Origin of the sequence: Haliscomenobacter sp. (assembly GCF_041740695.1) — a bacterium.
Lineage (GTDB): Bacteria > Bacteroidota > Bacteroidia > Chitinophagales > Saprospiraceae > Haliscomenobacter.
In genome coordinates, this window is record NZ_JBGSLK010000113.1 from 210,635 (window position 1) to 225,500 (window position 14,866).

Below are 14,866 nucleotides of genomic sequence, written 5' to 3' on the forward strand. Positions count from 1 at the left end.
TCCGCCATGAAAACAAACATACATACTTTGGCGGCAAGGCTTCTGGCCATTATTATTCTTTATCTTCCAAGGTTAGTGGGAGGCCAAAACACCCTACCCTGCGATGGATCCTTCTACCTCGTTAACTTTACCAGTGGGGGCAGCCAGTTGGAGCGCCTTATTCCTGATGCCAGCACCGGAAAATTGATTGCAACAACCATTCCACTCAGTGAGCCCCGGCGAAAAATCACCTGCCTGGGCTACAGCGTAAGCGATCAATACCTCTACGCCCTTGATTTCGATACCTATGACTTGCTGCGGATTGACAGCAAAGGGCAAATTCAAGTGCTAGGAGTCCCGGCCAATTTGGATACCAAGCTGAAATATCACGCTGGTCACGTACCTCCCTTGGGCCGTAGTTTAAGCATCATTGGCCGAGATCCGGCTACGCAGTTTGATAAAATCATTTACAACATCAATCTCCAAGGCCCTCCTTATTTTGCTTCCAGTCAGGCTTTGATCAGTGCTTTGCCCGTTCGGCTCAATGATTTGGCTACCCACCCTTCATTGGGTGTTACCTATAGTTTTGATGCCAAAGGAAAACGTTTGGTTGACGTGGGTGGAGGCTTGGTCAGCACCTTTAATTACCCCGTTACCAGCGAATATTTATCCGCGCTGTACTTTGACAAAGCTGGAAATCTGTACGCTTATGGTAACCCTATTGCTGAAGATGACGCTCAAACCCATTTTTATGTCGATCGCCGTACTGGCAAAATGCGTTCCTTGGGCAAAGGTTATCAAGGTCGGGAAAGTGACGGCTGTTCTTGCCCTTATTCCCTCGATTTTGGGATGAAAATCACCCCGACCCAGGTCCTACCTTGCTCAGAAATCACCATTGAGTACACCTTTTTTAATGCCACTGGTGCCAATTGGCAGGATTTGGTTTTCCGCGATTCATTCCCGGCTGGCGTGACCATCAAAGCCATTGAAAAAAACTCAGCCAACCTGAGCACCATCATCGGTGGGGTAGGTAGTAGTGTTTTTCGGCTGATCAACATGAACCTGATTTTGGAAAACAATACCATCCGCCTGAAAGCCTGGGTGGATGACTTGCCCCCCGGCAAATACAGTGCCCAGGCCGCCTTGCAGTTTTTGCCCGCTTTGTACGGTGCCCCCCTCGTATCGGACAATTTGTTGAGCATCCAGGCGCGTGATTCCGCTTTTTTCAACGTGATCGAGCCCAAATCCTTAAAACTGAGCAGCAATTTGCGTTTTTCCTGCAACGGGGATACGGCCTACGTTGAAGCACCACTCGAGGCCCTCAATTACCAATGGAGCGATGGCAGCACCGGCAAAACCCTGGTCACTACCCGCAATGGCCGCTATTCCTTATTGGCCAAAACACCCTGCCTGGATTACGTAGATACCATCGACATTGGCGAGCGTCCTGCCCCTTTGAAGGCAGCCATTCAATCGCCAGACCGCCTCCAATCTGGCGATCAGATTATGCTGGCTTACAACGCTACGGGCAAAGGTCCATTTGTAGAAAGTTGGTCAACATCTGCCGGGCTTGAGTTGAGCTGTAAAGATTGCGCCAGCCCTGGTCTAAGCGCCCTCAGCTCTGGAACAGTCTACCTCCAAGTGCGCAATGCCCAGGGCTGTACTGCCCTCGACAGCGCCTACATCGAAGTGATCCCCGTACGCAAAGTATACATCCCGAATGCATTCAGCCCCAATGGCGACCAGCTCAACGACCAATTTTATGTACAAGGGCGGGATGGCGGACAAATCGTAAAGTGGCACATCAAAGACCGTTGGGGCAATCTCATATTTGAAAAAAAAGACAGTCCCATCAATGATCCAAGCCAGGGCTGGGATGGCACTTTTCGTGGGCAACGTTGTGCAGCAGGCACTTTTTTGTATGAAATAGAGATTGAATTTCCCGATGGAGCGAGGAAACAGTTTAAGGGGGAAGTGAAATTGTTGCGCTGAAAAATATAATATAGCAGCATAAAAACATGAAATGAGATAAGGCGTTTATTAGAACAAAACAACATGCGCTACGTTTTCTACACCCTTTTTAACTTGCTATTGCTGACCTCAACTTTTGCCCAAAGCAACAAATTCCAAGCGGGCGAAATTTTACTCAAAAACGGAGTCCAAAAAACAGGCTACGTCCTGGGCCAGTTCCACCTCGAAGCACCCAAAGGAGTCTACTTCAAACCGGATGAAGTTACCAAGTCTGAATACCTGGAATTTAGTGACATCCAGGAAGTACGATTTGGTGAGACCTTGCGCTACATTACCCACTGTACCCAAAATACCGCCCAGGAGCGTTGCCATGAACCATCACCAATGATACTTTTAATTTTGGGCTGCAAACCAATCCCCTCTTTCAAACTTTAAAGGTCAAACTAAGCTACCTGGAATTGCCTTTAATCCTTCAATTCTATCTTCTGAAAAATAAAAAAATTGACCTTTTGGTTCAGGGTAGCGTGCATACTCTATTGCCCTTGCACCGAGATTTTTATGGCATTTCCTTGGATGGAGATGCCCAGTCACCTTATCGCCCATTCGACACTAAATTTACAGGACTAGGCTTTGGCTTTAGCTTTGGTGCCGGTGCTGAATGGCGTTTGGACGAGAACAAATCAATTCGGATCATGGCTCAAAGAGCCTTATTTAGCAATACACTCGATACCAATTTGAGCATTTATCCAGAAAGGATCATGGCCTTCTATTTTCAACGCTTTCAATTAGATGCATCTTTGTTGTTCAGGATCAAATCAAAATGAGATCCAAGTGGGCTATTCGGCATCTTTTGTTCTTCAGCAAATGTTCTGATTGGAATAAGCTACCAAATCCAGCATTTATGTCAAAACCCACCATTCTCCACGCCACCATTGGCCGCGACACCTACAAAACCATCTTACAAACCGATGACCATCAACTGATCGGTGACGAGCCGCCCTCATCCGGTGGCACCAACCTGGGGCCCGACCCTTACGAATTCATCCTGGCCGGGCTAGCGACCTGCACGGCAGCAACAGTGCGCATGTACGCAGATCGAAAAGCCTGGGATTTGGAAAAAATAGATTTGAACTTGTCCCTGCAAGTTGAAAAACTCAGCGGCACCCAAATCACTCATATTCAGCGCGAAATCCAATTTTATGGCAATCTGGATGCCGAACAAACCCAACGCTTATTGGAGATCGCCGATAAATGCCCAGTCCACCGTTTGCTAACCCACGAAGTGAAAATTATTACCAAAGAGGTGGAGACTGATAAAGACATTCTCCCAAATCTTTAGAAAAAACCAAAGCGGCATTTTTATCACAAAGAAAACACAAAGCGGCACAAAGGACACAAAGCGTCGTCAACGTCTAACTTTGTGTTCTTTGTGTTGCCTTTGCGTCCTTTGTGATAAAAAATGCCGCTTTGGGAATACGTAAAAAATAGAGATGCCCTATAGTATCGGCCAGTAACGCTCCTCCAAAATCCGGAAATGATGCCGCTGATGCCCCGCCACAATAAAACCCAGCGCCAAAGTCGACATGGATTTCCCACTGGTGGTACCGATCCGCAACAGCATCGAATCACTAAAACTGCGGAAGAGGTACAGTGTAGAGGTACGCAAGGCCAAAAATTCAGCCTTCAGTTCCTCCCAACTGCGTTGATTGCCCTGCGCATGCGCGGCGTAATCGTCTTCTTCAAAACTGGGCAAATTGGCCAGTTCACCACGAGTAATACACAGCGCCCGGTAAGTCAAAATGCGCTCCGTATCAATCATGTGCTGCAATACATCAGCACCCGTCCATTTTCCTGGCGCATATACCCGATCCCCAAGGGCTTCCAGTTTGTCCCAGGCAAAGTTTTGTAATTCATCCTGAGCACGCTCCAGCATGGCGAGCAAGCTGGCATCGTCGGTTTGATTGATGTAGCGGTCAAAGTACTCGGGCACAAAAGGCAGAGCAGATTTAAGCATGGTCTTTAGGTTTATTTGTTGGAGGTAAAATAAAGCGATTTTGGTGGACGTTTCAGGAAAAAAATAAGACATGCTGCGCCAACCCATCATTTTTCTCCTCTTAATCAGTCCTTTATTCCTTACCGCTCAAAGTAAAAGTTTGTCTCAAGCCCTCTCAGAAGGTTTGGTCACCTTGCAAGCCGAAGGTTTGGGAGGGTACAATGGTGAATCTTTGCAGGCCACGGTTACCAATGTCGGCAAACGTGCGCTGCGCATCGTGCTGGGGCCGGGCATGGTGTTTCAATCCCAGGATACCGCCTTGCAAGATTTATTGGTCGTTGACAATGAAGAATACGTCCTGGCCGCCAACCAAAAGCGCAGTTTTAAATTGGTCGGCTATTGTTGCGAAATGCACCGCAGCGGCCCCGGTACAGGCGCCGTATTTCAACTGGTCAACCAAAGCAATGAAAAACTCAGCCAGGTAGCCACCTACCTGTACCGCAATTTTTTGGACAAAAACCCCATGACCCAACAAGCCATTTGGAGTGTAAGCGACAATGCCGACCTCTCCGCAGTTTGGGACCGCAATCAGCCCGAAAAATCGAAAAAACTCATTGAGTTCCTAGCTCAATTGACCAACCGCCCCGTGCCCTGGTACCGCTCCGAATACGCCAAAGCTGCTCCCGGCCCCCAAATGGCCAAACGCCCCATGATGATGATTGAAGCGGATTGGGAGTTCACCCTACCCGAAAATGACTCCCTGACCCTGGCCGTTTTTAACGCCGAAGGCCAACAGGTGGATGTCCTGATGACGGATAAACTGTACACTTCCGGCATTTATACCTTTACTTTTTCTTATAAGACCAATCGACTGCCCAAAGGAGTGTATTGGTTTCGGATGAAGGGGAAGAAATTGGGGCTGGTGAAGGAGAGGAAATTGGTGTTTTAGATTGTTGCTCTGCCTTTTTTCTGTTAAATTAACGTGAATTTGGAGATTCCCGAAGGGAATTTATGTTTATAGCAGGTCAAAAGAGGGGTATTGATCAATCCTGAAGGGATTGTATGTCGATGATTTCAACATAAAGTCCCTTCAGGACTTGGAATAGCCTTTTACATTTTCCTATAAACATAAAATTCCTTCGGAATTAGTCGATAAGCTTCTGACTATTTCCAGCGGCCCCATTATTAGCTTTAATTGACGATGACAAAGTCACTTAAATCCCCGAACTCACATTAAATTATGCTCTCGAAATCACCTGAAACACTTTAGACTTTGCAGGAATTACGGTTTGCGGGTCTTAAATGCATGGTGTGAGATTATCCACTCAAAATGAAAACAAACCATATGCAGTTAAAAAATCATTTTATTCCTCTAATTCTAGGAATAATAACTTTCCTCTTTTCATTCCACTGTTCCAATAATCAGGAGCATACAAATACTAAGTCTGTCGAAGCGGTATCAATACCCAAGGATTCCACTGTACCTCCAAAATATCAAACTGATGTAGACGAAACACCCTTTACGAATAATCCACACATCATTCGACTCACGAATAACTTGCTTTACATTGATAGTTTGAAGCCATTTTTTAAATATCCAGATGTAGAGCGGCTAGATATGTTGTGCAAACGGGTTAAAAAATACTATTTAGACAGTTTATGTACTGTTATATTTTCTAATAACAAAATTCAATTGAAAGACAAATCGACTCCTTTTCATTTAGGTGAGTATCAATTTATAATGGGCAATTTAAAAAAAATGCCGGGTCAACCAGATGTATTGATTTTTCTCGACTACATTGAAGCTTGGGGAAAGAGCCTTGTGCTCGTATCTGTAGACGAAAACCATAAAATTATTGATATAGAGTCCTATTGTTCTACCCATGGGGATGGAGGAGATTTTGTTTTTGTCGAAATAAAACATCAAGACTTTTTTAATTATTTTTTCATTAAAAAACACGGCTACCGAGCTCTTACAAGTCCAATCGACACCATAACCTATACCAAAACAGTTGGCAAAATCACTCTAACCAATGGCCGATTTGAAAAAAGCATTCTAAAAGTTGACAGCAATATAGTCGAATTAAAAAAAGCAGATTATTAACCCCTCAAAACACCGCCCCAACCTGCACCCGTCCCACATTCACGACCCTACTCTCTCCCGTTTTTCGGCCTTCATAACTAAACCGCAATTGCAAATTCTTCGCAATCTGCCGATCCAGGCTCACATTCCACAACCAATTCGTGCCCGGTTGCAAGCCATTCAAAATTGCAAAACCCGTTGGTGAATTCGCTACCCCTTGAAAATCGATGTTCACCCAGGAGACCTTGCCGCGCAGGGCCGATTTGCTCGCCTTGGAAAAGGTAAAATCCGCACTCAGGTCGTGCTGCTGCGCACCCGTGGGCGTTTGCTCCAAGGTATTTTGATCCCTTTGGTAGCGGTATTGGAAGATCGTGCGAAAATCGGAGGCAGGTTGCCAGGTCAATTGGGGTTCATACTTTTGGAATTGCAAGCGATAGTCCTTGTTGTTGAAAGATTCCGAATCAGCGCTGCGCAGGCCGCGGGCCACATTCAGCTTCAGACTGAGCACTTTGTTGAGGTTCCAGCGGCCCTGGATGAAATGTTCTTGCAGGGCGCGGCTTTCAAAACCCGTAGTTTGCACCAGTTTACTGCGCGTATCGGTATTGCCGATTTGGATTTCCCACTTGGGGCTGGCGCGGTTGATGAACAGGATGTGACGACCATTGGCACTCGCCGCCACCAGATTGGTATCACTCAGGTTGAGCGCCAGGGGATTCCAATTGAAGCCCTGCTCCCGGTCTTGTACCTTGCGGCTGATGCGCCAGGAAGATTGTAAGGCCAGGGTTTTGAGAAAACTTTTAAGGCCAGTTTTGGCATTGAACCAACGCGCCCGGGGATCGATGTTGATGCTTTGGTTCCAATTCACGTAATTGTTGCGGATGTACTGATCGGTGATGGTGGCCACCCGGATGTAGTTCGCTTGATCCGGGAAGGGCGAAATTTCCATTTCGTTCGGCTGTATCACGCCGTCGCTATTGTAAAGTGAGTCTTGCCAAATGTACAAACCCTCACCAGGCGATACCCGAATGTAAGTGAATTCGAGGCGGGGTTCCTGGCCCGAACCCAATTCATAAGTAGTATTGGCCCGCGCCAGGCCCTTCCACAAGGCCGCGTTGACATCAATCCGACCCAGCAGGGTATTGCCCGTATTGGCATTCGATTGGCTTTGGAAAGTTTCCAGTTGCCGATAAGTCAGGTTGCCAATGAGGCCAAAGGCTTGTTTCAGTTGCAGTTTGCTGTTCCAGCGCCATTCGCTGGCCTTGCTGAGCGGCTGGTAAATGCCCTCGATGGGGCGGGTGTCTTGTCGATTGACGTATTCCAACCCGCCTTCCCACTTGCGGCTTTCGGGGCTTTTGAGGTAAAAGCGTTGGCTAAAAAAACGGAAACTGCTACCTGTGAGAGAATCCTGCGCGAGCGCAAAACGATCGTTTTGTTCCCCCTCCGCGGCCCAGCCTAATGACCAGTTTTTTAGTTTTTTAAAGGTTTTATCCAGACTCAGTTGGGGACGAAAAAAGCGGCGTTCTTCACCATTGGCATCGGCTTGCAGGCTACTGGCAAAACCCTTGAGTTGCCAACCTTTCCAGGTACTTTCGCCACTCAGTTCGTGCCGGGTACCCTGGTACTGTTTTTCTCGCAAAAAAGTACTAAAGCCATAGTTTAGCGCCCCTACTCCGGTTTTACTCAAGCTCCATTCAGCCCGAGCAACTTGTTCATTGGCGGCAGCCACGGTGCCCTGCCCTTGGAAGTCCGCCAAACTCCAATCGCGCAAAAATTCGGGGTTGCGATAGGGGTTCAAACTGCGGAAATTGCGTTGCACCGCCTCGTAACTCAGCCGCAGGTTCATCTCCGGGGCGGCCAGTTTTTTTCCCAACAAAAGTCGTTGTCTAAACTGCGTAAAAGCCGCCCAACCCGCGTCGTCCTGCTGATCCAGGGTTGAAAAACGATTGCGGTCGTAGTGAGAGAGCGCCACCTCGGTTTGTAAACTGGTGTTTTGGTTGGGCGTCCAGTTTTGGCCTATGGTCACCATCCGTTGTTTTTGCGGCGTGCCCAGGGCAATCACTGGGGCATAGTCGCCCATGGGCGCACAGGTGATGGGATCGGGCGGCACCCAGACGTATACGCGCTCGTTGGCCGTTTGGGCGGGCGCCAGTTGGTAATTTCCTTGACTGGGGCCGAGGTAAGAGAAGCTGGCCGTGTACTTGGCCTTTTGAGGATTGTTGCTAAACACCAGAATGGAATCGCGTTGCCCGCAAGCCAATAGGGTATCTCGCAGCTCGTAAAAAACCCGACTGGCCACAAATTCATTCTGTTCCCGCAATCCCGAAGCTACTGCCTTGGCCGGATCGTCGCCCGCCAGTTGCAGGGCCATGCGCTCCGACTCGCCGATGGACAGCCCGCCAGTAGAACTGCGACTGTCCTGTTCCTGGTACAAATTGACATAAGCCCGCAGGGTTGGAGCCTGGTACTGCACACCCGCTGCCACCAGGGTGCGCAGGTAGTTCTGATCGGCGTATTCAAACTCGGCAATGATCCGGCTTTCGCGGCTGATCAGGTGGCGGGAAGTGAAAGTGATTTCTCCCCGATTGTAGTCTACGATGTAATCCTGGTCTTGGCCGCGTTGCAGGCGTTGGCCGTTGAGCCAAACTTTTTCCGTACCAGACAGGATGATGATGAAGCGCTCGTTGTTGGGGCCGCGCAACTTGTAAGGGCCTTGATTGCCTTCACTGGAAGTGATGATGTTGCGGGCAAATTTGCCCCGTGATACGGCAATACTGGCACTATTTTGCAGGCTGCTTTTTTCACCCAGTTTTTGTTTTTGCCCAAAAGTCGCGCCTTGTAGTTTTTTATAATAATTCATAAAATAACTCTCGGGTCGATTGATTTCATAGTCGCCTGCGGTGAGTTGGGTGTCTTTTTTGCGCAATTGTACAAATACGCGGTCGAGTTCCTGGAGCTGTACGGTATTGCCTTCGGGTTGAAGGGGGATACTTTCGTCGGAAATGGCTGCGAGGATTTGTACCCCGTCACCCAGATCGCCGGCCAATTGCAAGTTAAAATTGGAGTTGAGCACCAAATCCTGGCGGTTGCCGAGTGAAACGCCTCTGGAAAAGTTACCGCTATAGTTCAATTGGCGAAAATCAACCAGTGGGCCTTCGTTGCGAATGGCGATGCGGGTGCCACCCAGGATGCTGGGTTGGCGCAGTTGGCTGGTGTCCAACAAACGAAAGCTTTGCGAAAGGGAAGCGGGTAAAACGCGGTAAGTCACTTCAAAAGGTGGGCTCAACTGTGCAGTATCTACCCGCCAAATCAACAAGTTGAACTGTACCCGGTACCAGGAGGTATCCAGCAGGCGCTGGGTATTTTTTTCCCGAATTTGCACACTATGGGGCAAAATGAGTAGGGTATCGAGTGGGCGATCGTTTTTGCACTGCAAAATCTGAATCCGACGCCAGTTGCTTTGGGGCGATTGCTGCGCATAACCGGGCAATGCGCTCAGCAAAACAAATACCAGCAGGCTCAGAATAATGCTCCCCTCCCTCATGAAACTTAAGCAATTTCGCAGTCTCTAACGCAAGATAGAGAGGATTTGGTTTGAAGATGCTGCCTTGATGAGCAAAGTGTAGTTTGCCGAACAATTAAAGAAAATCAGAAAAACCCAGGCAATGTGAAGTAGATCACTGTGCTGAAGAACGAGTGGCGCTACTTTTGTACCCGTTCTGTTCATGCAACCTAAAGAAAGTTTGAGTTGTTTCAGGGATACATGACCGAACTTTCATATTTTCGCATCATCTCTAAAGTCACTATACTATGAAAGTAGAGCAAATCTATACAGGTTGCCTAGCTGAGGCAGCGTATTATATCGAAAGTGAAGGCGAAGCGGTCATCATCGATCCACTGCGGGAAACCCAACCTTACCTCGAAAAACTAGCTGAAAACGGCAGCAAGCTCAAGTACATCTTTGAAACGCATTTCCATGCTGACTTCGTTTCGGGGCACATTGACCTGGCTGAAAAAACCGGCGCTACCATTGTATACGGCCCTACTGCCAAGACAACTTTTGACATTCACCAGGCCAAAGACGCTGAAGTACTGCTATTGGGTAACGTAAGTTTCAAAGTATTGCATACTCCCGGCCACACGCCTGAAAGTACCACCTATCTGTTGAAGGATGAGGACGGTGAAGATTTTGCCATCTTCACGGGAGATACCTTGTTCATCGGTGATGTAGGCCGTCCCGACCTGGCGCAAAAATCTGGCGAAGTCACTCAGGAAGACCTGGCTGGTTGGTTGTACGATAGTTTGCGGGAAAAAATCATGACCCTATCCGATGAGGTGATCGTTTATCCCGGACACGGGGCAGGTTCGGCTTGTGGCAAAAACATGAGCAAAGAAACCTGGGACACGCTGGGCCGCCAAAAGCAAAACAACTACGCTTTGCGGACAGACATGAGCAAGGCCGAATTCATCCGCGAAGTCACCGCAGGTTTGACGCCTCCACCACAATACTTTGCCAAAAACGCCAAAATGAACAAGTCGGGCTACGATAGCATCGACGAGGTTTTGGAACGTGGCGCTACCCCATTCAGTGCAGATGAACTGGAAATGGTGGTCGAAGCTGAAGGTGCCTTGGTACTGGATGTACGCAATGAGCAGGAATTCAAAGATGGCTTCATCCCCAACTCCATATTTATCGGCATTGACGGCAGTTTTGCCCCTTGGGTCGGCGCGCTGATTCCCGATTTGAAGCAGGCGATTGTGCTGGTCACTCCCGAAGGCCGGGAAGAAGAAGTGGTTACCCGTTTGGCCCGGGTAGGTTACGACAATACTTTAGGCTACCTCAAAGGCGGCATCGAAGCCTGGAAAGCTGCGGGTAAAGAATTGGATACGATCGAATCCATCGATGCGGCTGAATTGGCCAAACGGATGGAAGCGGATCAGGTTGAACACTTGTTGGATGTACGCAAACCAACGGAATTCATCTCCCAACACGCGCTGGTTGCTGAAAACATTCCGCTGGATTACATCAACAACAACATGCACAAGCTGAATCCCCAGCACACTTATTACCTGCATTGCGGTGGCGGGTATCGCTCGATGGTTTTTGCATCCATCTTGCGTGCTCGTGGTTTTGAAAATCTGATCGACATCAAAGGTGGCTGGAAAGCCATCGAAGCTGAAGCAAACATTGCCAAAACCGATTTCGCCTGCCCAACCAGTATTCCGCAGGAGGTGATTGATGAGGCGAATGCGAATGCGATATAACTGTAGGGGCATCCCTATGTGGATGCCCCGGCATCCCTATGTGGATGCCCCGGATATACAATGAGGGCATCCACATAGGGATGCCCCTACGGTGTTTGTTCAATTCGCGTTCACCAACTTCCCAGACCCCGATATACTCACCTCAACCTGAGGTTTGCCGCGGTAGTATACGTCGCCAGAGCCAGAAATTCTTACATTCAGGTTCTCACTTACCTTTACTTCGGAGTTTCCACTGCCACTTACCCGTATATCCGCATCACGGGTTTGCAGCAAGAAGGCGAATAAATCGCCAGAACCACTCACGGTATGCTCCACACTGTTGGCCTCACCTTCCAGTACAACTCTGCCCGAGCCACTAATTCGGCTGGAGATATCATCGGCATCAAGGCCTACGTCGATTTTACCGGAGCCTGAAATGTTCAAATCGATGTCGTCGACCTCCATGATGTTGGTGCTGGTAATGATGCCCGAGCCACTGATGCTCAAGGAGCGCACTCTAGGCATGGTGATGAAGATGGTCAATTCATCCTGATCCCGCACGCAGCGGTCGAAGTCGATTTCCCAAATTCCATTCCGTACGTCTGTTTCCAGTTCAGCAATGATGTTCGATTCTCCTTCTACGGTAACTTTGAAGCTGTCACCTTGGGTAATGATGACTTCTGCCGAAATATCGAGGTCGACGCCCGTGAAGTTGGGCAAGTTGAGCTCTCGCGATACGTTATTGCCGTTGCCACGAACGCAGGGGCCAATGCCGTCATCAAAATCAAAGTCGCAGGAAAACTGCATTAAAGTCAGCGCCAGGCCGATGGTTAAAAACAAGATCCTTTTCATAACAGTCAGGTGTTTGATAAAAGAAAAAAACGGGTTTGATTTCTTACAAGAGTCAGTCGGAAAAAAATAAGGGTTTTAGAGCTTGTCTAAATTTTGGGACGAAGGCGAAAACGAGGCCATTTTAGCCCAAATAAGGCACGAAAAGCGGAGTTTAGCAGCGCTAAATGAGCATTTTCGGAACGAAATTTGGGCTAAAATGGGCCGTTTGCAGCCCGATCCCAAAAATTAGACAAGCTCTTGGATTTAAAATCCTCCAAAACGCAGGGTCAAGCCCCAGTGTGAGCCACTAAAATCATCGTTGGTGTAGCCACGGTTTTCGTTGGCCCCACGCAAGAAGCGATACCCTACCGTGCCTGCTACCCGAAACCAGCGGGCAATGTTCAACTCCACACCCGCTTCGGGGGTCATCACAAAAACTTGATCGGCATCGCGGAATTGGAAATTCGGATCATCTACTGGAATGTCAACTGCTCCCCAGCCAAAACGGCCACTGGCGTACAAGTGGATCAATTTATTGGTAGGCACAGTGATGCCCAACCACAAGCCACCATGGCCAATGTCGATTTTCTCCAAGTCGTTGTTGTCGAGCAAGTAGTTAAAATCCACGCTACCTACTCCATAACCACCCAGGAAAAAGTTTTTAAAAACGATTCCGCCACCACCGCCTATGGAGGTGCCAATTTTTTTGTCGTTCAAACCGTATTCAAAAATCATACTCCCAAAGCCACCCGTTACATGGCTACGACCAAATAGGGTTTGTTCCTGGGCAAAAATGGCTCCACAAAAAAGGAGCATAAACGTGGTGATGATGAAGCTTTTCATAATGTTTGAGCTTTTAAGGTCAATGAATGAGACAATAAAAACTGAATTGCGGAGGCAAAAAAAGCCCTCTTTGCAGCACAGACAACTCCACGCAGCAATTCAATTTGATGATAAAATTTTAGGAAAATTTCAGGAAACGAGGTTAATCACCTATAGGCGAATACCTGCATTGAAACCGATCCAGCCCTGGCTGCGTTTGTTCGCATCCATCTTGTCGTACAAAGTAGTTTTGGGGACGAGTTCGCTGCCTCCAATGCCCAGTTCAGGATCCTTGCGACTGGACACCAGCAAGTTGGCCGTTGGTCCCGCGTACACACTCATGCGTTTGCCCAAGCGCCAGTCAAAGAGCAGGCGGAATTGGTGCAGTTGGTGCAGCGGTCGGGTCCAACCTTCACGCTCGTTTACTTTGATGCTGATCAGTTCCAAATTGCTCAGGGTTCGTTTACCCAGGCTGAAGGCGGTGCCAATTCCGTAGCCCAAACCCCAGGTCAACTCTTTGATGCTTTCTTCGGCGTTGTTACCCGGGTTTTGCGCCTCGCTGATCCGCGCTCCCAGATAGAAGATGTTGTAAAATGGCTTTACCCCTATTTTAAAAGCTAAATTTCCTGAAAAAGATTCGCTGGTCGAAAGTTCAACCCGATTGTACCCTTTGCGCACGAGGTTGAGTAGGCCAATGGTGACGCCACTTACGGTATCCGCTACGTTGATCAGTCCGATTTGTACCCCTTTTACCTGGCGGGCCACGTTGATGATGGAGCTCAATTGGCCATTGTTCACATCCTTCGCAATGTTAAATAAGGGGCTCACCTGCAAACGGGTTCTCCCTCCACTGACGTTGAACAAACCGCCCAATTGCACCGCACGTGAATTTTTGCCTGCAACGTTAAATAGCCCCGCTACCTGAACTCCTGCAAAATCATGCCTAGCGATGTTGAATAAACCCGCACCTTGTAAGGCTGAGCCCCTCCCCAGGATATTGAACAAACCTGCCCCTTGCACTCCTACCATATCGCTGGCGATGTTGAATAAACCCGCCGCCTGGGTCCCTAAAACGTCATCGCCCACGGTATTCCCTAGGCCCGCGATTTGAATGCCCTGCACGTCATTGCGGATTGAATTCATCAGGCCTCCGATTTCCAGGCCTTCTACCCCACCATTGTGGCCCCACAGTAAATTCACCGAGACCCGGTTGGTCGTGCGGGCACTTTGTACAAAATTGGACCCCAGGAAAGGCAGCAAGGAGATTTGCGCCAAACGTGGGAGGTTTTTCTTTGGATTAATCACAAGGCTGATACTATCTGCACTGGGATCTGTATTTGGGACAAGAGCCGAAGCCACTTCCTCTTCCACCAACAAAGCGGAATCGATCACCAAGGGATCGAAGCGAGTCGCTGTGAGGTTTTCTACTCTTTTGCTTTCCGAGTTCGAGGGAAGTTGTTGAGGCGTAGGACGGCCAGAAATGGTAGGAGAACTTTCGGCCCAACGTTTTTTGCGCTCCGCAATGATTTCTTCCATCCGTGGATCGGCATAAAGAGGGCTTTGTTGATCTACCTCTTTCGGGATGGTTTTATTGGTAATCCGAGGTGGTGGATTTTTTTCTACGGGACGCAATACAATTTGCCCACCGATCGGTTTGTAGGCAACAGGCAAGGGATCGAACAATTTATCCAGTGCCTCTGAAAGCGCAACATTGCTGACGGTAATGGTAATCGGTTGGGTTGTCGGAATGTAATCCGGGCTATAAACAAAATATACATCGTGATCGGCAGAAATATCCTCAAGAACCAGTTTTAAGGCCAACCTATTATAGGAGAAACTAACCTTGCGCGCGAGATTTTGCCCGTACAATGACGCTACACAACAATAGAAGATTAGGGTAAAGGAAAACAGTTTCATGTGTAAGCTTCGTGTAATGGGCAAAATAG

Annotated in this window: 12 protein-coding genes; 7 read left to right on the forward strand and 5 right to left on the reverse strand. The window is 48.4% G+C overall.

From position 1 onward, the window contains the following. The first annotated feature begins 6 nt into the window (after positions 1-6). The 4 genes from ACEW9O_RS23285 to ACEW9O_RS23300 all read left to right on the forward strand — a co-directional run bounded on the left by ACEW9O_RS23285 (position 7) and on the right by ACEW9O_RS23300 (position 3,289). A complete protein-coding gene (locus tag ACEW9O_RS23285; protein WP_373552615.1) occupies positions 7-1,971 on the forward strand; it encodes a gliding motility-associated C-terminal domain-containing protein in 1,965 nt (654 codons plus the stop codon). A gap of 63 nt (positions 1,972-2,034) precedes the next feature. Continuing rightward, complete coding sequence (locus ACEW9O_RS23290; protein ID WP_373552616.1) at positions 2,035-2,385, forward strand: hypothetical protein; 351 nt, start codon at positions 2,035-2,037, stop codon at positions 2,383-2,385. Positions 2,386-2,459: 74 nt separating this feature from the next. Further along, positions 2,460-2,774 carry a hypothetical protein gene (locus ACEW9O_RS23295; protein ID WP_373552617.1) on the forward strand — a complete coding sequence of 105 codons (315 nt, stop codon included), beginning with the start codon at positions 2,460-2,462 and terminating at the stop codon, positions 2,772-2,774. A gap of 77 nt (positions 2,775-2,851) precedes the next feature. After that, entirely contained in the window at positions 2,852-3,289 is a 438-nt protein-coding gene (locus ACEW9O_RS23300) for an OsmC family protein (protein WP_373552618.1), read from the forward strand. Between the two features lie 156 nt (positions 3,290-3,445). Here ACEW9O_RS23300 and ACEW9O_RS23305 read toward each other — a convergent pair whose 3' ends face one another. Beyond that, positions 3,446-3,964, reverse strand: a complete 519-nt coding sequence (locus ACEW9O_RS23305; RefSeq protein WP_373552619.1) for a DinB family protein — start codon at positions 3,962-3,964, stop codon at positions 3,446-3,448. Positions 3,965-4,034: 70 nt separating this feature from the next. Here ACEW9O_RS23305 and ACEW9O_RS23310 point away from each other — a divergent pair, with 70 nt between their 5' ends. After that, complete coding sequence (locus ACEW9O_RS23310; protein WP_373552620.1) at positions 4,035-4,892, forward strand: Cys-Gln thioester bond-forming surface protein; 858 nt, start codon at positions 4,035-4,037, stop codon at positions 4,890-4,892. Between the two features lie 396 nt (positions 4,893-5,288). Continuing rightward, positions 5,289-6,047 (forward strand): hypothetical protein, encoded by a 759-nt coding sequence (locus ACEW9O_RS23315; RefSeq protein WP_373552621.1) that lies wholly within the window; start codon positions 5,289-5,291, stop codon positions 6,045-6,047. A 4-nt stretch (positions 6,048-6,051) separates the two neighbouring features. Here ACEW9O_RS23315 and ACEW9O_RS23320 read toward each other — a convergent pair whose 3' ends face one another. Continuing rightward, on the reverse strand, positions 6,052-9,567 hold the full coding sequence (locus tag ACEW9O_RS23320; RefSeq protein ID WP_373552622.1) for a hypothetical protein: 3,516 nt from the start codon (positions 9,565-9,567) through the stop codon (positions 6,052-6,054). A 266-nt stretch (positions 9,568-9,833) separates the two neighbouring features. Here ACEW9O_RS23320 and ACEW9O_RS23325 point away from each other — a divergent pair, with 266 nt between their 5' ends. Beyond that, entirely contained in the window at positions 9,834-11,288 is a 1,455-nt protein-coding gene (locus tag ACEW9O_RS23325; protein WP_373552623.1) for a rhodanese-like domain-containing protein, read from the forward strand. Positions 11,289-11,387: 99 nt separating this feature from the next. Here ACEW9O_RS23325 and ACEW9O_RS23330 read toward each other — a convergent pair whose 3' ends face one another. The 3 genes from ACEW9O_RS23330 to ACEW9O_RS23340 all read right to left on the reverse strand — a co-directional run bounded on the left by ACEW9O_RS23330 (position 11,388) and on the right by ACEW9O_RS23340 (position 14,837). Beyond that, a complete protein-coding gene (locus tag ACEW9O_RS23330; protein WP_373552624.1) occupies positions 11,388-12,119 on the reverse strand; it encodes a head GIN domain-containing protein in 732 nt (243 codons plus the stop codon). A gap of 243 nt (positions 12,120-12,362) precedes the next feature. Continuing rightward, entirely contained in the window at positions 12,363-12,941 is a 579-nt protein-coding gene (locus tag ACEW9O_RS23335; protein WP_373552625.1) for an outer membrane beta-barrel protein, read from the reverse strand. 150 nt (positions 12,942-13,091) lie between these two features. Continuing rightward, positions 13,092-14,837 (reverse strand): STN domain-containing protein, encoded by a 1,746-nt coding sequence (locus ACEW9O_RS23340; RefSeq protein WP_373552626.1) that lies wholly within the window; start codon positions 14,835-14,837, stop codon positions 13,092-13,094. Between the last annotated feature and the right edge of the window lie 29 nt (positions 14,838-14,866).